Annotated in this window: 19 protein-coding genes; all 19 read right to left on the bottom strand. The window is 47.5% G+C overall.

All coding sequences use genetic code 11. From position 1 onward, the window contains the following. Window positions 1-19 precede the first annotated feature (19 nt). Entirely contained in the window at window positions 20-3,643 is a 3,624-nt protein-coding gene (rpoC, locus tag FY534_RS01490) for a DNA-directed RNA polymerase subunit beta' (RefSeq protein WP_072874901.1), read from the bottom strand. A gap of 36 nt (window positions 3,644-3,679) precedes the next feature. After that, the gene (gene rpoB / locus FY534_RS01485) at window positions 3,680-7,198 is read right to left on the bottom strand and encodes a DNA-directed RNA polymerase subunit beta (protein ID WP_370541555.1); all 3,519 of its coding nucleotides are present in this window, start codon (window positions 7,196-7,198) and stop codon (window positions 3,680-3,682) included. A 288-nt stretch (window positions 7,199-7,486) separates the two neighbouring features. Further along, entirely contained in the window at window positions 7,487-8,074 is a 588-nt protein-coding gene (locus FY534_RS01480; RefSeq protein ID WP_203114966.1) for a class I SAM-dependent methyltransferase, read from the bottom strand. Window positions 8,075-8,164: 90 nt separating this feature from the next. Beyond that, on the bottom strand, window positions 8,165-8,536 hold the full coding sequence (gene rplL / locus FY534_RS01475; RefSeq protein WP_203114965.1) for a 50S ribosomal protein L7/L12: 372 nt from the start codon (window positions 8,534-8,536) through the stop codon (window positions 8,165-8,167). A gap of 80 nt (window positions 8,537-8,616) precedes the next feature. Beyond that, window positions 8,617-9,120, bottom strand: a complete 504-nt coding sequence (rplJ, locus tag FY534_RS01470; RefSeq protein ID WP_203114964.1) for a 50S ribosomal protein L10 — start codon at window positions 9,118-9,120, stop codon at window positions 8,617-8,619. A 200-nt stretch (window positions 9,121-9,320) separates the two neighbouring features. Continuing rightward, entirely contained in the window at window positions 9,321-10,025 is a 705-nt protein-coding gene (gene rplA, locus FY534_RS01465) for a 50S ribosomal protein L1 (protein WP_203114963.1), read from the bottom strand. A 76-nt stretch (window positions 10,026-10,101) separates the two neighbouring features. Then, window positions 10,102-10,530, bottom strand: coding sequence for a 50S ribosomal protein L11 (rplK, locus tag FY534_RS01460; RefSeq protein WP_165612014.1), 429 nt, complete (start codon window positions 10,528-10,530; stop codon window positions 10,102-10,104). Beyond that, window positions 10,511-10,711, bottom strand: coding sequence for a hypothetical protein (locus FY534_RS01455; RefSeq protein ID WP_165612015.1), 201 nt, complete (start codon window positions 10,709-10,711; stop codon window positions 10,511-10,513). The genes rplK and FY534_RS01455 overlap by 20 nt, the downstream gene beginning before the upstream one ends. 23 nt (window positions 10,712-10,734) lie before the next feature. Continuing rightward, window positions 10,735-11,280, bottom strand: a complete 546-nt coding sequence (gene nusG, locus FY534_RS01450) for a transcription termination/antitermination protein NusG (RefSeq protein WP_072874908.1) — start codon at window positions 11,278-11,280, stop codon at window positions 10,735-10,737. 42 nt (window positions 11,281-11,322) lie between these two features. Further along, window positions 11,323-11,550 (bottom strand): preprotein translocase subunit SecE, encoded by a 228-nt coding sequence (gene secE, locus FY534_RS01445; protein WP_072874909.1) that lies wholly within the window; start codon window positions 11,548-11,550, stop codon window positions 11,323-11,325. Window positions 11,551-11,599: 49 nt separating this feature from the next. Beyond that, window positions 11,600-11,749, bottom strand: coding sequence for a 50S ribosomal protein L33 (gene rpmG / locus FY534_RS01440; protein ID WP_072874910.1), 150 nt, complete (start codon window positions 11,747-11,749; stop codon window positions 11,600-11,602). Window positions 11,750-11,911: 162 nt separating this feature from the next. After that, window positions 11,912-12,559, bottom strand: a complete 648-nt coding sequence (gene sigH, locus FY534_RS01435; protein WP_370541540.1) for an RNA polymerase sporulation sigma factor SigH — start codon at window positions 12,557-12,559, stop codon at window positions 11,912-11,914. A gap of 59 nt (window positions 12,560-12,618) precedes the next feature. Next, on the bottom strand, window positions 12,619-13,179 hold the full coding sequence (locus FY534_RS01430; protein WP_203114962.1) for an NYN domain-containing protein: 561 nt from the start codon (window positions 13,177-13,179) through the stop codon (window positions 12,619-12,621). Beyond that, window positions 13,154-13,966, bottom strand: coding sequence for a 23S rRNA (guanosine(2251)-2'-O)-methyltransferase RlmB (rlmB, locus tag FY534_RS01425; RefSeq protein WP_203114961.1), 813 nt, complete (start codon window positions 13,964-13,966; stop codon window positions 13,154-13,156). The genes FY534_RS01430 and rlmB overlap by 26 nt, the downstream gene beginning before the upstream one ends. Before the next feature lie 41 nt (window positions 13,967-14,007). Then, the gene (locus tag FY534_RS01420) at window positions 14,008-14,382 is read right to left on the bottom strand and encodes a Mini-ribonuclease 3 (protein WP_083574330.1); all 375 of its coding nucleotides are present in this window, start codon (window positions 14,380-14,382) and stop codon (window positions 14,008-14,010) included. 35 nt (window positions 14,383-14,417) lie between these two features. Beyond that, window positions 14,418-15,842 (bottom strand): cysteine--tRNA ligase, encoded by a 1,425-nt coding sequence (cysS, locus tag FY534_RS01415; RefSeq protein WP_203114960.1) that lies wholly within the window; start codon window positions 15,840-15,842, stop codon window positions 14,418-14,420. Window positions 15,843-16,234: 392 nt separating this feature from the next. Continuing rightward, window positions 16,235-17,680, bottom strand: a complete 1,446-nt coding sequence (gene gltX / locus FY534_RS01410) for a glutamate--tRNA ligase (protein ID WP_203114959.1) — start codon at window positions 17,678-17,680, stop codon at window positions 16,235-16,237. Between the two features lie 65 nt (window positions 17,681-17,745). Next, the gene (ispF, locus tag FY534_RS01405; protein ID WP_072874916.1) at window positions 17,746-18,225 is read right to left on the bottom strand and encodes a 2-C-methyl-D-erythritol 2,4-cyclodiphosphate synthase; all 480 of its coding nucleotides are present in this window, start codon (window positions 18,223-18,225) and stop codon (window positions 17,746-17,748) included. After that, on the bottom strand, window positions 18,222-18,923 hold the full coding sequence (locus FY534_RS01400; protein ID WP_203114958.1) for an IspD/TarI family cytidylyltransferase: 702 nt from the start codon (window positions 18,921-18,923) through the stop codon (window positions 18,222-18,224). Before FY534_RS01400 ends, ispF begins: the two co-directional genes overlap by 4 nt. Window positions 18,924-19,022: the final 99 nt, after the last annotated feature.

Genomic DNA, 19,022 nt, shown 5'->3' with positions numbered 1-19,022 from the left:
GACATGAGAGTGAAAATTGTCAATCTACTGCCGTCAATTGTTGTTCTTTATCTTGTAATTCTGCAGATTCCTGCTCTCTGGTATCGATGAGCTGAAGGTGGCGATAACGCCCCATTCCCGTTCCAGCAGGAATCAATTTACCAATAATCACATTTTCTTTCAAGCCGAGCAGACGATCGACCTTACCCTTAATTGCTGCTTCAGTAAGAACACGTGTTGTTTCCTGGAAGGAGGCAGCGGAAAGGAATGAATCCGTCTCCAGAGAAGCCTTTGTAATGCCCAACAGAGCTGGGCGTGCTACCGCAGGTTCTCCTCCCGACAGCAATGCTGTGCGGTTTGCCGCTTCATAATCAAACAAATCCACGTAAGTGCCAGGCAACAGTTCTGTATCGCCAGCATCCAAAACACGCACTTTGCGAAGCATTTGGCGTACCATCACTTCGATATGTTTATCGTTAATATCCACACCTTGCAAGCGATAGACGCGTTGAACTTCGCGCAACAAATAGTTTTGCACACCTTGCAGTCCACGGACACGCAACATCTCTTTGGGATCGACCGATCCTTCAGTTAGTTCATCGCCCGCTTCCACTTCCTGATTGAGATGGACACGAATGCGAGACCCATATGGAATTGGATATACCTTTGTTTCGCTTTCACCAGTCAACTCAATTTCTCGTTTGTCTTTGCCATCACGAATTTCTGTAATCTTTCCATCAAATTCGGCAATAACTGCTTGACCCTTCGGATTACGCGCTTCAAACAGTTCCTGAATACGAGGTAAACCTTGGGTAATATCGTCGCCAGCAACACCGCCGGTATGGAACGTGCGCATCGTCAACTGAGTACCGGGTTCACCAATGGATTGCGCTGCAATAATACCTACCGCTTCACCAATTTCGACCATTTTACCAGTAGCCAAATTTCGTCCATAACATTGGATACATACGCCGTGACGTGTTCGACAAGTGAGTACAGAGCGAATGTAAACCTCTTTGATGCCTGCTTTAATAATTTGACTGGCGATTTCTTCATCAATTAACTGATTCTTGGCAACAAGCAATTTACCTGTTTCCGGATGATACACATCTTGAAAGGCTATGCGTCCTTCGAGACGATCGCCGAGTTCTTCGATGACTTCTCGTCCGTCACGGATTTCCGCCACTTTCATACCTTTATCCGTTCCGCAATCATGCTCGCGAACAATTGTATCCTGAGCAACATCGACCAAGCGGCGCGTCAGATAACCAGAGTCAGCTGTACGCAGCGCTGTATCTGCCAACCCTTTACGAGCACCATGCGTTGAGATAAAGTACTCCAACACTGTCAAGCCTTCACGGAAATTGGATTTAATGGCCAACTGAATAATTTCACCCGCAGGATTCGCCATAAGTCCACGCATACCCGCCAATTGGGTAATCTGTGAATTAGAACCACGAGCACCCGAGGTAGCCATCATGTAAATCGGGTTAAATTGATCCATGCTGGTCATCAGCGTCTGGGAAATCTGTTCTTTCGCTTCCGACCAAATTTGACTAAAGCTGATATACCGTTCTTCTTCGGTAATCAATCCGCGTCTGTATTGCTGAGCCAATTTATGCTCACGAGCATCTGCTTCTTCAACGATCCGATATTTTTCTTCGGGAACAATAATATCGGCAACCGAGATTGTAATACCCGCTTTGGTCGAATAGTTGAACCCTAGCCGTTTCACACGATCGAGAATTTCTGCTGTCATCGTTGTTCCGTATCGACGGAAGCATTCACCCAGAATATTGCCAAGGTCTTTCTTAATGACCGCTTTGGGGATGGGACGTTGCACGATTCTCTCGCGCAAATCGACACCCTTTTCAAACACAAACGTCTCATCCGGCGGACCTTCAAGCAAGTTGGTCCGACTCCCTGAATGCAAATAGGGGAAATCGGCCGGGAATATCTCGTTAAAAATCAACTTGCCAAGTGTCGTGATGAGAAATGCAGATTGATGTTTCTCATCAAAGGATGATTTATTGAGCGATCGCGCTGGTAAAGCGATGCGTGAGTGCAATGATATCTTCTGTTGCTGGTATGCGTAATGCGCTTCTGCCGGATCGGCAAATACGGAACCTTCTCCTGGCGCGCTCTCTTTTTCAACCGTCAGATAGTAGGGACCGAGAACCATGTCCTGGGTTGGTGTAACAACCGGCTTTCCATCTTTCGGATTCAAAATGTTATGAGCCGCCAGCATTAAGAGTCTGGCTTCAGCCTGCGCTTCAGCAGAAAGCGGTACGTGTACAGCCATTTGGTCACCATCAAAGTCGGCATTATACGCTGTACAGACCAGCGGATGGAGCTTAATGGCGCGACCTTCGACGAGAATCGGTTCAAACGCTTGAATACCCAAGCGGTGAAGCGTGGGAGCGCGATTCAGCAACACTGGATGTTCTTTAATGACATCTTCCACCACATCCCAAACTTCCGGCGAAACACGCTCCACTTTCCGTTTGGCACTCTTGATGTTGTGCGCCAGTCCACGAGCCACCAGCTCTTTCATAACAAATGGTTTAAATAATTCAAGCGCCATTTCTTTTGGTAATCCACACTGGTACATGCGCAGTTCGGGACCTACCACGATAACCGAACGTCCCGAATAGTCCACGCGTTTACCAAGCAAATTCTGACGGAAGCGCCCTTGTTTTCCCTTCAGCATGTGAGATAGCGATTTGAGCGGACGATTGCCTGGGCCAGTTACCGGACGGCCACGGCGACCGTTGTCAATCAGCGCATCCACCGCTTCCTGCAACATACGTTTTTCATTTTGAACAATAATATCTGGTGCACCCAAATCGAGCAGGCGTTTCAAACGATTGTTGCGATTAATCACGCGACGGTACAAATCGTTTAAATCAGATGTGGCAAAACGCCCACCATCCAATTGCACCATTGGACGCAAATCAGGCGGAATAACAGGAAGTGCTTCGAGTATCATCCAACTCGGGTGATTTCCCGAAGAACGAAACGCTTCTAACACTTCCAGACGTTTAACCGCACGATTGCGGCGCTGACCTTGTGCGCTGCGCAACTCCTCTTTGAGCACTTCTACCTCTTTGTCCAAATCAATCTCAAGCAAAAGCTTGCGAATCGCTTCCGCACCCATGCCCGCTTGAAAAGCATAGCCGTACTTTTCACGATATGAGCGATACTCTTTCTCGCTGAGCAACTGCTTTTTCTCGAGCGGAGTATCACCCGGATCGGTCACAACATAGGAAGCAAAATAAATTACTTCTTCGAGCGATCTCGGTGACATGTCCAGCACAAGACCCATCCGGCTGGGTATGCCTTTGAAATACCAGATGTGAGATACCGGCGCTGCCAGTTCAATATGGCCCATCCGTTCACGACGGACTTTCGCGCGTGTAACTTCAACTCCACATCGATCACAGACGACACCTTTATAACGAATCCGTTTATACTTTCCGCAATGGCACTCCCAGTCACGCTGGGGGCCAAAAATCTTCTCACAAAACAAACCCTCTTTTTCTGGTCGCAACGTACGATAGTTAATGGTTTCCGGTTTCTTGACCTCGCCATGTGACCAGGAGCGGATTTTTTCCGGAGAAGCCAAGCCAATCTTCATAAACTCGAAGTTATTCACATCCAGCAACCGCGCACCCTCCGTTTCCTTCCAGCAGCAGCGTTGTTACTCGCCAATTTCGTGGTACTCCAAGTTGAGATTGAGCTTTTCGCCGGCATCCTCTTCTTCGTCCGACTCGCGAATAACAATCTCCTCTTCGTCACCTGTGAGAATCTTGACGTCCATACCAAGACTCTGCAATTCTTTGATGAGCACTTTAAACGATTCTGGCACACCCGGCTCAGGAACATTTTCTCCCTTGACAACCGCTTCGTACGTCTTCACGCGTCCCACCACATCGTCCGACTTGACGGTGAGAATTTCTTGCAAGGTATAGGCTGCGCCATACGCTTCAAGTGCCCAAACTTCCATTTCGCCAAAGCGTTGTCCGCCAAATTGCGCTTTACCGCCCAACGGCTGCTGAGTGACCAACGAATAAGGCCCTGTGGAACGAGCGTGAATCTTATCATCAACCAAGTGGTGAAGTTTCAGCATATAGACATATCCAACCGTGACCCGGTTATCAAACGCTTCTCCAGTTCGCCCGTCGTAAAGAACATGTTTTCCATCGCGATCGTATCCAGCTTCTTCAAGTGTGCCAAAAACATCTTCCGCATGCGCACCATCGAAGACTGGTGTTGCGATACGAATGCCAAGCGCCTTTGCCGCCATACCCAAATGCGTTTCCAATACCTGACCGATATTCATACGCGATGGCACACCGAGAGGATTCAGAACGATTTCCACAGGCGTTCCATCTTCCAGGAACGGCATATCTTCCTCAGGCATAATCCGCGCTACCACACCCTTATTTCCATGCCGCCCGGCCATTTTGTCGCCTTCGGAAATTTTCCGCTTTTGAGCAATGTAGACGCGCACCAACTGGTTGACCCCAGCCGGCAATTCATCTCCATTTTCTCGAGTAAAGACCTTAACATCCACCACAATGCCAGCTCCGCCATGCGGCACACGCAATGAGGTGTCTCGCACTTCACGAGCTTTTTCGCCGAAAATAGCATGCAACAGACGTTCTTCAGCAGTCAATTCTGTTACTCCTTTAGGAGTAACCTTGCCGACCAAAATATCACCCGTGCGAATTTCAGCACCAATACGGATAACACCGCGATCGTCCAGATTTTTTAACGCATCTTCGCCAACATTGGGTATGTCACGAGTAATTTCTTCCGGACCAAGCTTTGTATCACGCGCTTCAAGCTCATACTCTTCAATGTGAATAGAAGTATAGACATCTTCTTTCACCATTTTTTCCGAGAGCAGAATAGCATCCTCGTAGTTGTAGCCTTCCCAAGTCATGAAGGCCACGAGCACGTTGCGTCCAAGCGCAATCTCGCCATGGTCGGTTGCCGGTCCATCAGCCAGCACTGTGCCTTTTTCAACTCGCATTCCTTCGCGAACAATCGGCCTCTGATTGATACAGGTATTCTGGTTGGAACGTGTAAACTTTTGCAGTTTATATTTATCCAAGTCACCACGTACCGGTTTGCCATCCACCACTTGCTCATGACGGACCCAGATTTCCCGAGCAGTCACCCGCTCAACCACACCAGAACGACGCGCCACTACACAGACACCCGAGTCAAGCGCAGCTCGATATTCCATCCCTGTGCCCACATATGGTGAATCTGTCACCAATAAGGGGACTGCCTGACGTTGCATGTTAGAGCCCATCAATGCCCGGTTGGCATCGTCATTCTCCAAAAAGGGAATCATCGCTGTTGCCACCGAAACAACCTGCTTCGGAGAGACGTCCATATAGTCGATCCGTTCCCGAGGCACGGTAATGACATCTTCACGATAGCGAACTGTAATTTCTTCCGATTTGAAACGTCCATTTTCATCCAGCGGCTCGTTGGCTTGGGCAACCACGTAATTCTCTTCTTCGTCAGCTGTCAAGTAGTCTATCTGACTGGTTACCACGCCCGTTTCCGGATCAACGCGACGATAGGGCGTTTCAATGAAGCCATATTCATTGATGCGCGCATACGTTGACAATGAATTGATGAGTCCAATGTTTGGACCTTCAGGAGTCTCAATCGGACACATACGACCATAATGAGAATAGTGCACGTCGCGAACCTCAAAACCAGCACGTTCTCGAGTCAATCCTCCTGGCCCAAGCGCAGACAAACGTCTTTTATGCGTCAATTCCGCCAACGGATTTGTCTGATCCATAAATTGCGAAAGCTGGCTAGAACCAAAAAATTCTTTAATCGCCGCAATAACCGGCCGAATATTGATCAGAGCTTGCGGTGTGATTGTTGTAGCATCTTGGATGGACATCCGCTCACGAACGACACGTTCCATGCGAGACAATCCAATCCGAAATTGGTTTTGCAACAATTCTCCCACCGAGCGCAATCGGCGGTTGCCAAGATGGTCAATATCATCCGTTGTGCCCACTCCGCGCAACAAATTGAAAAAGTAGGAAACCGCTGCAAGAATATCGCTCGGCGTGATATGTTTAATGGAACGGTCAAGTTCTCCGTTAGAAATAACGTGCAATACTTTACCATCTTCACTGGGCGAGAAAATTTTCACCATTTGCAACGGAATGGTATCTGCGCCAGACAAATCCGGAGTAGCAGAAATACTGAAGCGACCAACACTTCCATCCAACTCAGGAATAATGCGATCGAGCAAGCGCCGATCGATAACCGCTCCGGCTTCCGCTATGATTTCTCCAGTTTCTGAGTTCACCAACGTTTCGGCTAACCTTTGATTCAATAAACGATTTTTTAGGTGTAATTTTTTGTTGATTTTGTAGCGACCTACATTAGCCAAGTCATATCGCTTTGGATCAAAGAAGCGAGCAGCCAACAAAGCGCGAGCATTTTCATAAGTTGGCGGTTCTCCAGGGCGTAAACGCTCATAAATTTCAATCAAAGCACGCTCAGTGGAATCTGTCGTGTCTTTATCGAGCGTATTCTGCAGATACTCATCCTCCCCCAACAGTTGGATGATTTCAGCATCTGTTGATAGACCCAGAGCCCGCAGCAAGACAGTGATGGGTAGTTTGCGTGTGCGGTCAATACGGACATAAACCACATCTTTGGCGTCAGTCTCAAATTCCAGCCAAGCTCCTCGATTAGGGATGACTGTGGCTGAAAATGTCCGTTTGCCATTTTTGTCAATTTTAGCGTTGTAATAAACACTTGGAGAGCGAACTAACTGACTGACAATGACACGTTCTGCGCCATTGATAATAAAAGTTCCTGTTTCAGTCATCAGAGGGAAGTCACCCATGAAAACCTCTTGCTCTTTCACTTCCCCTGTTTCCTTGTTTAAGAGACGAACCTTAACACGAAGTGGAGCAGCGTACGTTACATCACGCTCTTTTGATTCATCCACATCATATTTGGGCTCCCCAAGACTGTAATCAATAAATTCCAAAACCAAGTTGCCAGTAAAATCTTGGATAGGAGAAATATCCGCAAACATCTCTCTCAATCCTTCGCGCAAGAACCATTCATAAGACTTCTGTTGAATCTCAATGAGATTCGGAAGCTCGAGCACTTCCTGGATCCTGGAGTAGGAGCGACGCTCCCGCCACCCGTACTTGACCATGTGACCCCGCAAACTCTTCACCCCTTGAACTGTGGTCTTCACCGTCTGGCAAAAGCACGCATATAAACAAAAAAGAAAATGAGGCTACAGGTAACCACATTTTGGTGCTTACTTCACGTTATTCACCTATTTCCAGTCGGTACGGTTTTTATTCATTCGCTCGCAACAACCGTCCCATCTATCATTGTATGCAATAAATGATAATAGCACAATGATTTGAAGTTTACAAGAGATTTTAAAGATAATCTTACGCAAAATAATTGAGAAATAGAAAAATAATTGAAGTATTCATTTTTGACAGCTCAAAACCGTGTATCCTCCGTCATGCGCCACTCTGATTACAGATCTAAACAAGTTTTTTAAAAATTTTTCAGCACTCTCCATGCCTTGTTTTTTGGCCATAACCACCCAAAGAATTCCATGATTCGATAGATGGTGTAAAGAGTTTTCAAAAAGCGAATAAACTACTTTCTTTCCTGCGCGTATCGGCGGATTTAGCAATATAGCATCGAACGTTTCTGAAGAAATTTCTGCATAACCATCGCTAACCTTGCAATGGACTTGTGCCAAATGTGATGTATTTTCTTTAGCCAACTCTACAGCCCGCTCGTTTACATCGACTGCCAGCCAGCGCACTTCGGGAAATAAATCTGCCAGCACAGCAACGACCGGCCCATAGCCGCAACCAAGATCGAGGGCATTCCTAGCATTTTGCAATTCTGCTGACTCTATCAAAAGTCGCGTCCCAAAATCAAGCCCGCGCTTAGAAAAGACTCCCGAATCCGTCCACAGTGAATACGTGCGTCCTCTTACGTGAAAGACAATTTTTTGCTTGTGGGAAGGGACATCTGGCTGTTTATCAAAATATTGAGTCATACCGCCCGCTCCTCTTGAGTCGATCAGAAAGACATAGGGCGGAGATAGCTCCGCCCTACGTTAGATTCACAACAAATTCGTGCGTCCAACTTACTTGATTTCCACAGTTGCTCCTGCTTCTTCAAGTTTCGCTTTGATACCTTCAGCATCCTCTTTGGAAACTTTCTCTTTGATGGGTTTCGGAGCACCATCAACCAATTCTTTCGCTTCTTTCAAGCCAAGACCGGTAATTTCACGAACAACTTTGATAACATTAATCTTAGAACCACCAGCGTTAGCCAGAATTACATCAAATTCTGTTTGTTCAGCAGCTTCCTCGCCGCCACCAGCAGCTGCTCCACCCATAATAGCTACTGGAGCTGCAGCAGTTACACCAAATTCTTCTTCAATGGCTTTTACCAAATCATTCAATTCCAAAACACTCATGGATTTAATCGCTTCAATCATTTCTTCTTTTGTCATGATATAGATCCTCCTCAATTCAATAGCATCACAGGCTATTGTCTTTAGTTAATGGCACGCAATTATCATTGATGGAGAAATTACTCTGCAACCGTCTCCTGTTTTTCAGCGATTTGCTTCACAGCATAAGCCAAATTGCGCATCGGAGCCTGCAATACACTAAGCAACATGGAAAGGAGTCCTTCGCGTGAAGGCAAACCCGCCAAAGCTACCACTTCCGACGAAGAAATGACGCGGCCTTCCACTACTCCACCTTTCAGTTCAAGCGCTTTGTGCTTTTTAGCAAAGTCATTTAGAATCTTGGCAGGCTTGACCGGATCGTCATACCCAAATGCAATGGCTGTTGGACCCGTCAAATAAGCATCAAGCTCAGTCAACGATGTCTTTTCTGTGGCACGACGAGTCAGCGTGTTTTTCAACACCTGAAACTCTATACCTGCTTCACGCAACTGTTTACGCAACTCTGTAATTTCAGCTACATTGAGTCCACGATAGTCAGTTACCACAGTTCCTTTACTGCGATTCAACCGATCGACGATTTCTTCTACCAACTTAGCTTTTTCTTCATGAGCTTGAACAGACATTTTGACACCTCCTGCATGAACCTTAGCCCAATAGATCAAAGATGGGCGCCCTCTACCCGAGAGAACGCCCAAGCACAACTCTACCCACTTGAACGAACCTCGGTAGGCGGCTTAGCCATTCTCCGTAAAAACGGACCTACGGTCTACGGTTCTGGATTATGAATTTCTATCCATCCAATCAATTTATTACTGTCGTAAAATCATTCAGCAACCGCACCAACGCGCAACGCATTGACTCGTACACCCGGTCCCATTGTGGAGGCAACCGTTATGCTACGGATGTATTGACCTTTGGCGCCTGACGGCTTGGCCTTCTGCAACGCATCCAGCAAGGTCTGGAAGTTACCCAACAAGGCGGAAACTTCGAAGGAAACCTTGCCAATCGGCACGTGTACAATACCCGCTTTGTCTAAGCGATATTCAATCTTACCAGCTTTTGATTCTTGCACTGCACGTCCAACTTCAAACGTAACCGTGCCAGTTTTGGGGTTGGGCATCAACCCTTTAGGACCCAACACACGTCCAAGGCGACCAACCGCCCCCATCATATCCGGTGTGGCAATGGCCACATCGAAATCCAGCCACCCCTGACTGATTTTCTGAATGAGATCGTCGTCCCCGACATGGTCAGCACCCGCAGCTTCAGCTTCTTTCGCCTTGTCGCCTTTAGCAAATACCAAGACGCGCACTGTTTTACCAGTACCATGCGGAAGCACAACCGCTCCGCGCACTTGTTGATCTTGTTTTTTCGGGTCAACACCCAGTCGGACTGCAACTTCGACCGTTTCATCAAACTTGGCAGTAGCCGTCTGTTTCACCAATCCAAGCGCCTCAGAAGCATCGTACAACTGGCTGCGATCAATAAGTTTAGCAGCTTCCAGCATACGTTTTGATTTTTTCGCCATACTCTTACACCTCCTTGTGGTCAAAGGTCAAGTGACCTCCCACTTTTACGCCCGTCAAAAGAGAGACCGTTATGAACTAGTCTTCAATGACGATACCCATACTGCGCGCTGTACCTTCCACCATGCGCATAGCCGCTTCCACAGAAGCCGCATTCAAATCAGGCATTTTCTGTTCAGCAATCTCACGCACTTTTGCACGCTTAACCGTCGCAACTTTCTTTTTGTTAGGCTCTGACGAACCCGACTCAATGCCAGCCGCTTTCTTCAGGAGCACAGCCGCCGGAGGCGTTTTAAGGTCAAAAGTGTAAGAGCGATCTTCGTAAACATAGAGCACGACAGGAATAATCAAGCCTACTTGATCGGCTGTGCGTGCATTAAATTCTTTACAAAAGCCCATAATGTTGCCTACCTGAGCTTGACCGAGCGCTGGTCCAACCGGCGGCGCCGGAGTTGCCTTGCCCGCAGGAATCTGCAGCTTTACAACTTTAACAATCTTCTTCGGCAACGCGTCCACCTCCTTTGCCGCTTGATGTGGTAGAAACGGGTTTCCACCCTCCCACTCGCACACCTCCATAAGGCGCGCCACTTACATCTATAGGGCGATGAACTTTATCCGTCCAACGCCACAGAAAGACCAAAGCAGATTCAACTGAGAGTATCCACCGCCTTGCTCTCTTCTGCCTCAAACCAACACTCACCCAACAGAAACTCAGGTGAGTTTTTCCACCTGGGAATAATCTAGTTCCATCGGCGTGTCTCTGCCAAACATGGATACTAAAACGCGCAATTTCTGCGTTTCTTCATGAACCTCTTCCACAGTCCCAATCATGTCTGCAAACGCGCCGCCCACAAGACGAACCGCCTCACCAACCGCAAACTCCAATTGCAGTCTGGCTTCCTCTACGCCCATTTGGCGCATGATAGACTGAACCTCGTCCATCAATAGAGGAGTAGGCTTGGAACCAGCTCCAGACGAACCCACAAATCCAGTGACGCCTGGCGTATTGCGGACGACATACCATGAGTCGTCTGTCATAATCATTTCCACCAGCACATAACCAGGGAACACCTTTTTTTGCACTACCTTGCGCTTGCCATTCTTCACTTCAATTTCTTCTTCGGTTGGCACGAGAATGCGAAAGATCTTGTCTTCCATCCCCATTGTCTGAACCCGGCTCTCAAGGTTGTTTTTTACCTTGTTTTCATAGCCCGAGTATGTGTGGATGACGTACCAATTCTTTTCTAAATTCTCCATCACGAGAAGGGCGGTTTGCCCCGCACCCCCTTTTACCCAAGGTTAGACAACGCCAATCAAAGATAAGAGTTTGGCGATCCCGATATCAAATCCCCAGACTAGCAGCCCAAGGACCAAACAGGTGATGAGCGCCGCCGCCGTATAATTGACCACTTCACGACGATTGGGCCAGCGCACCTTGCGAAGTTCACGCCAAGAATCAGAGAAGAACGCAAGCAAACCCCTGCTTTGTTCGCGAGGTTCCAAGGTCGTTTCGTCTGGCTTCGCCATTTGGCACAACCCCTCTTCGATTGCAGCGTTCAGTGAATCTCAACATGCATTAGCGCGTTTCACGATGAACAGTGTGTCCATTGCAGTATCGGCAGAACTTTTTCAGTTCAACCCGATCTGGGTCATTCTTTTTGTTCTTCATCGATGTGTAATTTCTCTGTTTGCACTCGGTGCAAGCGAGCGTAATGATGACGCGCATGTTGGTGCACCTCCTTTAGCAGGATGCAAACCTGTCCTCCAACATAAACAGACGAACCCCAAGTCAAGGGACTCGCGCACCCACAGTACTTTAGCATAGTCATAGGAAACCGTCAACTAGAAACTCAAGCATCTAAGCTAGAGAACACAGCACTTCTAGGCATCACGCATAAACATTTCGATAGTCAAGGTATTTTTCCAATTTACGCTTGACCCTCTGCAGCGCATTATCTATTGACTTGACATGACGTTCTAAATCGACAGCAATTTCCTGGTAAGATCGACCGTCTAAGTAGAGCATCAAAACTTTACGTTCCAAATCACTCAACAACTCAGACATCTTCAGCTCAATATCGTCAAACTCTTCCTGGTGTATGACCAATTCTTCCGGATCGGTGACGCGTGCCGTACAAATCACGTCCATCAACGTCCGGTCTGAGTCACCTTCATAAACAGGCTTGTCCAATGAGACATAAGAATTGAGTGGGATGTGCTTTTGACGCGTGGCTGTCTTAATCGCAGTTATAATTTGGCGTGTCACGCAAAGTTCTGCAAACGCTTTAAATGACGAAAGCTTGTCCTCTCGGAAATCGCGAATCGACTTATAGAGACCAATCATTCCCTCTTGGACAATATCTTCCCGATCCGCTCCAATCAAAAAATACGATCTAGCTTTGGCGCGGACAAAATTACGATACTTGTGAATCAAGTATTCAAGGGCTAGGGAATCACCGTCATGCACACGTTCCACGAGGGTTTCGTCTGGAAGGTTCTCTAACTCGGCGAAATCTGAAACGTGCTGTATGCTCAAGAAAATCCCTCCGAGCCCGCGTAAGATGCCGCAATTATACATTATGTAACCCTACAGAATCAATCATCTTTTTGACTACGTCGCCAAGCTTCGAGTTTTTTTAGAATATCGTCTGACAAATTTTGCGTCCAATCTCTGCCTAAATTGACTTGCGTTTTTTTAGCAACCTCAGAAATTTTTTCCTGAATACGATTCAGTTTTTCTACCATTTCTCTGGCCGATATGCGCAAAGCGCCTCCACCAAAGGTAATTTGTTGCTCCAGAGCATCTGATGTGGCAACAGTTAAAGTTCGATAATCTTTCAACAAATCCGGAATTAAACGCTCAATACGCTCGTCCGCCGTCTCTCCTTTGGCCGTAAAAATAATTTCCACACCGCGCCGTTTTTCACTTTTCTCCTGCTCTCCAGTATGGTGAGCATCAAAAACCACCAATACATCTTCATCCGCAAACGCTGCATATTCAATAAGACGATGAATCAATTCTTGACGCGCCAATTCCAAATTCGGAAGTTTGGTAAGCGGCATTGAAAAAAGTGCCGGCAATAGATTATAACCATCTACCACCAACAGCGCGCTGCGTCCCATCGTCCGATTACGTCCGCTGTCTGACCGCTTCATAAAGCAGGACGCCCGCTGCCACGGACGCATTCAGACTCTGCATGTGACCAAGCATGGGCAAGGAAACCATAAAATCACAGCGTTCTGCCACTAGTCGACCGAGTCCCTTATCCTCCGCACCTATCACAATCGCCGTCTTTCCTCTCATATCAACGTCACTCGGTCGGGCAGTTGCGCCAATAGACGTACCAACTATCCAATAGCCGTGTTCCTTAAGCCATTCCATGGCTTGCACCAAATTCGTGACGCGAGATACCGGCATATACTCCAATGCTCCCGCTGCAGCTTTAGCTACCGTCCCTGTCAATGGAACTGCGCGACGCTTAGGAATAATCACACCTTGTACACCCGTCGCTTCAGCGGTTCGCAAAATGGCGCCGAGATTATGCGGATCAGACAATTCATCTAAAAGTACAACGAGCGGAGCATATCCCGTATCTCGTTTCACGATATCTTCCAGTTCAACATAACTGTATGGAGAGACAAACGCCACAATACCTTGATGATTCTCGCCATAAGCTTGGAGACTTGCCCGCGGCGCAGTTTGTAGCACCACCCCCGCTGATTTGGCTTTACCGATAATTTCCTTAAGAGAACCACCTTCTGCGCCTTCCGCTAAAATAATTTTGTTCATTGAACGACCAGACTTCAGCGCTTCCAAAACAGGTTGACGCCCAACCAACACATCACTTGCTTCGTTTTCTGAGAGAACTCCCACTTCTTTCTTATTCAAAGATGACGCCCTTTGACGCCGATTCGATTCTTTGCCTGTATATGATTTTTGCATTCCTTGACCTCCTCACCTTTGTATTCCATTGTTCACCAATTCTAATGATGATCTTGCTCATCCAACCAAGCGAGCGCAGATTGGACAATATATTCTAAACGTTGATTCTGCCCATCTACTGAAAGATGACCGAGCAAGGCTTCAAAAGCTGTGCTATAGCGATATTCCATCAGATCTGCGTTTTTGGGAACATGCCCTGACTTGGCGTTACGTCCACGGCGTACCCATTCCTTTTCCTCCTCAGTCAACCTGGATTCCAAGAATCGCAAAACCGATGCTTGCGCCGACGCGCGCGAATAGCGGCTGCACCGCAAATGAATATCGCGCATTTTGCCAGCTCCCTTGGCCAGTACATGTGCCCGCACATACACTTCCCAGACGGCATCGCCAACAAACGCATAAACCAGCGGTGTCATCCAATCCTTGCGCAATCCACTCCATACATCTCCTATCATTGGCGTATCCAGCGCGTGCCTTGCGCCGTGTCCTCAATCACTATTCCCCGCTCCAAAAGCCAAGCCCGAATCTCATCAGCACGCGCAAAATCACGTTGGAGACGCGCCTGACGTCGCTCCTCCAAAAGTTGTTCAATCTCAGCAACTTCTACTTGCGACTGTTCTTGAGACAGACCAATTCCAAGAACATCCAGGCATTCAGTCAATAGCTGACTCCAAATTTCCACATCTCCTAAAGTAGCCGTATCATCGGCCAGTGTTTGATTCGCTAAACGCACCCCTTCAAACAAGACTGCAATGGCATCCGCAGTATTAAAATCGTCATCCATCTCACGTATAAACGCACTGCGCGTGGATTCCACTTCCTGCTCAGTTGATTTCTGCGGCCCAGAACGGATCGAGAGAAACTCCGGAGCCTGGAGAATGGCTTGACGACGGAATTCCAAATTGCGCAGTGTACGGTCAATTCTGCCCAACGCATTTTCCCAGTGACCGAGGGCTTCTTCCGTATAGTTCAACGGATGACGATAATGAGCACTAAGCAAAAACAAGCGAATGGCGCGAGGGTCCTTTTGATTCAACAAATCGCGCGTCATAATGAAATTCCCGGTTGATTTGGACATTTTCTCGCCATTGATATTCAACGTGCCATTATGAAGCCAGTATCGGGCAAACAGTTTTCCAGTTTTCGCTTCCGTTTGGGCGATCTCGTTTTCATGATGAGGAAAGACCAAGTCACGTCCACCAGCATGGATATCGATTTGCTCTCCAAGATATTTTTCATTCATCACCGAGCACTCAATGTGCCAACCTGGACGCCCATTTCCCCATGGGCTCGGCCAAAATTCCTCATCTGGTTTAGCCGCTTTCCAGAGAGCAAAATCTGTTGGATGTTTTTTATCTTCAATCACGTCAACGCGAAACCCTGCTCGCATGCTATCCAGTGACTGACCTGAAAGTTTACCGTAGTCGCTAAACGTGTACGTATCGAAATAGACTGTACCACCCCGTTCGTATGCATGCCCTTTAGCCATGAGTTCCTCAATAAAGCGAATAATATCAGGGATGCATTCCGTAACACGTGGATGAACCGTCGCTCTGCGGATATTCAGTCGATCGGCGTCCTCAAAATACGCTTCAATATAACGATTGGCAACCGATCGCACCCCTTCACCAGTCTCATTGGCACGTTGAATAATGCGATCATCCACATCTGTAAAATTTTGAACATATCTCACTTCATAGCCACGATATTCCAAATAACGGCGAATCGTATCAAAAACCACAAACATCCGGCCATTGCCAATATGAAAAAGGTTATACACAGTAGGACCGCAGGCGTAAAACTTGACTACGCCTGGTTCTAAAGTCTCCAATAACTCTTTTTCACCCGTCAAAGTGTTGTACAAGCGAATACTCACCGTGTAACTCTCCTTTCCGTCTTTCTTGCTTTCCTCATTCTATATCTGCCACACCGCTTGATGTCCATTTCATGCAAACAGCCCACCCCTGTATTCAGAGGCGGGCTCAATCGCGGTTCCACTCTGATTTCACTGTGATAACAGCACAGTGAATCTTTCTGCGACGATAACGGGTCGACCTACCGTTGGGTTTTACTGAGCAAGCAGCCGTTCCTCCCAATAAAGCAGCGCGCGCACTTCATTCAAAGTTGCCAAACGGCGCTCACAGCCCACGTCACCACTGAGTCAACGGGACGCCGTCTCTCTGCCTGACTCTCTCTGAACTACTCTTCGCACTGTTTTCGATCCATTCCTCAATTTCATACCTATTGTGTTCAGAAATCAAACCTTTGTCAAACTTGGCGTGCAGCAGCTAATCGCTGTAAAACCCATTCTCGGGGAAGCAGCGTTAATGTTTGTTGCAAATCAGGTCCGTGTTCACTTCCGGTCACCGCCATACGAATGGGCATAAAAAGTGGTTTCCCTTTTAGGGAAAGTTCTTTGGATAAAGTTTTCAAAGCTTCTTTTCCCACTTCAGGCGTCCAACAGGGAATTTCTGCAAACTTCTCGGCAAATCGTTCTACCACTTGTTTCGCTGTAGTCTCTTGCAACGCCATTCGTATACTTTCCGGATAATCGACAGATGTCTGGAAGAAACCTGCAGCCGCTTCAATAACTTGACGAGCTGAAGCCGCCCCCTCACGCACAAGCTCCACCACTGCCCACAACCAGTCCAAATCCTTGCCTTGCGGAAGCGGCCAGCGCTTTTCATGCAATTGTTTTTCTACCAAGGGCAAAAGTTCTTCACGGCTTGAAGCTTTGATGTACTGCGCTGCCATCCAGCGCAGCTTGTCCACATCAAATACAGCACCGCTGCGATTGACTCGTTCTAAACTAAACTTTTCTTCTAGAGACTGTAAACTGAGAATTTCTTCTTCTCCACCCGGCGACCAACCAAGAAGAGCGAGAAAATTGACAATCGCCGCAGGAAGGTACCCTTCATACCGATAAGCATCTACAGGCTGTACATTCGGATCGCGCTTGCTCAATTTCTTTCGATCCGTATTTAATACCTGGGGTAAATGAGCAAAAACAGGCGGTGTTAATTGCAACGCTCGATAGACAAGCAATTGGCGAGGAGTATTGGATAAATGTTCCTCACCACGAATCACATGGGTAATTTGCATGGCCGCATCGTCAATGACAACTTGAAAATTATACGTAGGCATGCCATTCGATTTATAAATGACAAAATCACCGAGATCGTCACTTAAAAATTCTACGTGGCCACGAATATGGTCGTCGAAAGAAAGTTGTATACCTTGAGGCACGGCCAGTCGGTAGCTTGGCTTTCTACCTTGTGCTATCAACTCCTGTTGCCTTTCAGCACTCAACCCCCGACATTTTCCACTATATCGGGGCATCTGTCCAACGGCGGCGGCTTGTTCACGCTCGGCTGCCAATTCTTCTTCTGTGCAGAAACACGGATAAGCTGCGCCTGTATGTAAAAGTTTTTGCAACGCTTCTTCATAGAGCGAAAGACGTTCTGTGCAGCGATACGGCGCATGCGGCCCACCTATATCCGGACCTTCCTGCCATGAAAGACCTAACCAACGAAAGCCTTCTAATGTCTCATGTTCAGCACCAGGCACATTGCGATCTAAATCCGTATCTTCGACGCGCAGTATAAAGTCTCCACCGTGCCGCTTAGCAAATAAATAGTTAAAAAGGGCTGTACGCACTCCACCAATATGTAAATGACCCGTGGGACTGGGGGCGTAACGAACTCTTACTGTCATCAATCATGTTTCCCCTTTCATACTTTACCCTACTGAGAGTGACTCATGACTCATAGTCATTTACGTCAATCCGTATCTGCCAACAAGAGCACAACCGCTTGAGCAGCGATTCCTTCTCCACGACCTACAAACCCCATCTTTTCCATTGTTGTAGCCTTGATAGATATTTGGCCTTCGTGTGACTCTAGAGCATGGGCAATTTGTCTTTGCATGGCAGAAATATGCGGTGCAATTTTAGGCTGTTCTGCAAGTACCATCGTATCCAAATTGCCAAGTTTATAGCCCTCGTTGCGAATCATAGCATATACGTGGCGCAAGAGTAGTAAACTGTCAGCATCTCGATATTGCGGATCTGTGTTTGGGAAATGCTTTCCGATATCTCCCAACGCCAAGGCTCCGAGCAAAGCATCCATGATGGCGTGTAAAAGTACATCCGCATCGGAATGCCCCAACAAACCACCATGTTCAGCTATTCTTACCCCGCCTAGTAACAAGGGACGTTCTTCAGCAAAAGAATGAACATCAAAACCATATCCGATTCTCATTCGCTCTGCCCCTTTTCCGTAACAAGCCATTCCGCGTATTTCCAATCTTCAGGAACGGTTAACTTGCCGTTAAATGATTGAACTTCCACAAGTTCCACCTTGCGCCCGCAAGCCTCAAGAAGCATCGCTTCATCTGTAACACAGTCCACATCACACTTTTTATAAGCATCCACAAACCAATCTGCACGAGCGCATTGCGGAGTCTGTGCTAACCAGAGCGCTTCTCTCGGCATCGTCCGGACAATTACGCCGTTTTGTTCTTCTTTGACAGTGTCTTTGCAACGCTGCGCAAGTATAGCAGCCCCTGTTACTTCTGCTCGTTCAAAAACCCGCACCGTATCGTGTACGGTTAAAAAGGGGCGCGCAGCATCATGAACACAAATATACGTGCTCTGCCAATTCTCGATGGCGATATCTGCTAACAATCGTAAAATACCGCGTTGGCTGGATTGCCCTCGCGTGTTGCCACCCGCCGCAACCAGTACCCGATCACTGTTCGGATCATCTCGCAGAGCCTCTTCCATCAGAGGCACATCATCATCAGGCACAATGAAGGCAACGCGACTCACACCAGCGGCAAACAGCGTTTCCAGCGACCACTTCCAAACCGGACGATTGCCAAGCTTTTGAAACTGTTTTACAAACCCCATTCTTCGACCGCTGCCAGCAGCCAACAATACACTCAGCCGCGAACTCATGCTGTTGCCCCCGCCTCTCCAGCATTTGTCTCGTGGATACCGATAGCCTCACAGACCTATCCTCGTTTCTACACTTCTTTGTACAAAGATGCAAGTTCT

Source organism: Alicyclobacillus sp. TC (assembly GCF_016804365.1).
In the GTDB taxonomy this organism is placed as follows: Bacteria; Bacillota; Bacilli; order Alicyclobacillales; family Alicyclobacillaceae; genus Alicyclobacillus_I; species Alicyclobacillus_I tolerans.
The sequence above is the reverse complement of the archived record's forward strand: the minus strand, read 5'-3'. Positions and strand labels throughout refer to the sequence as shown.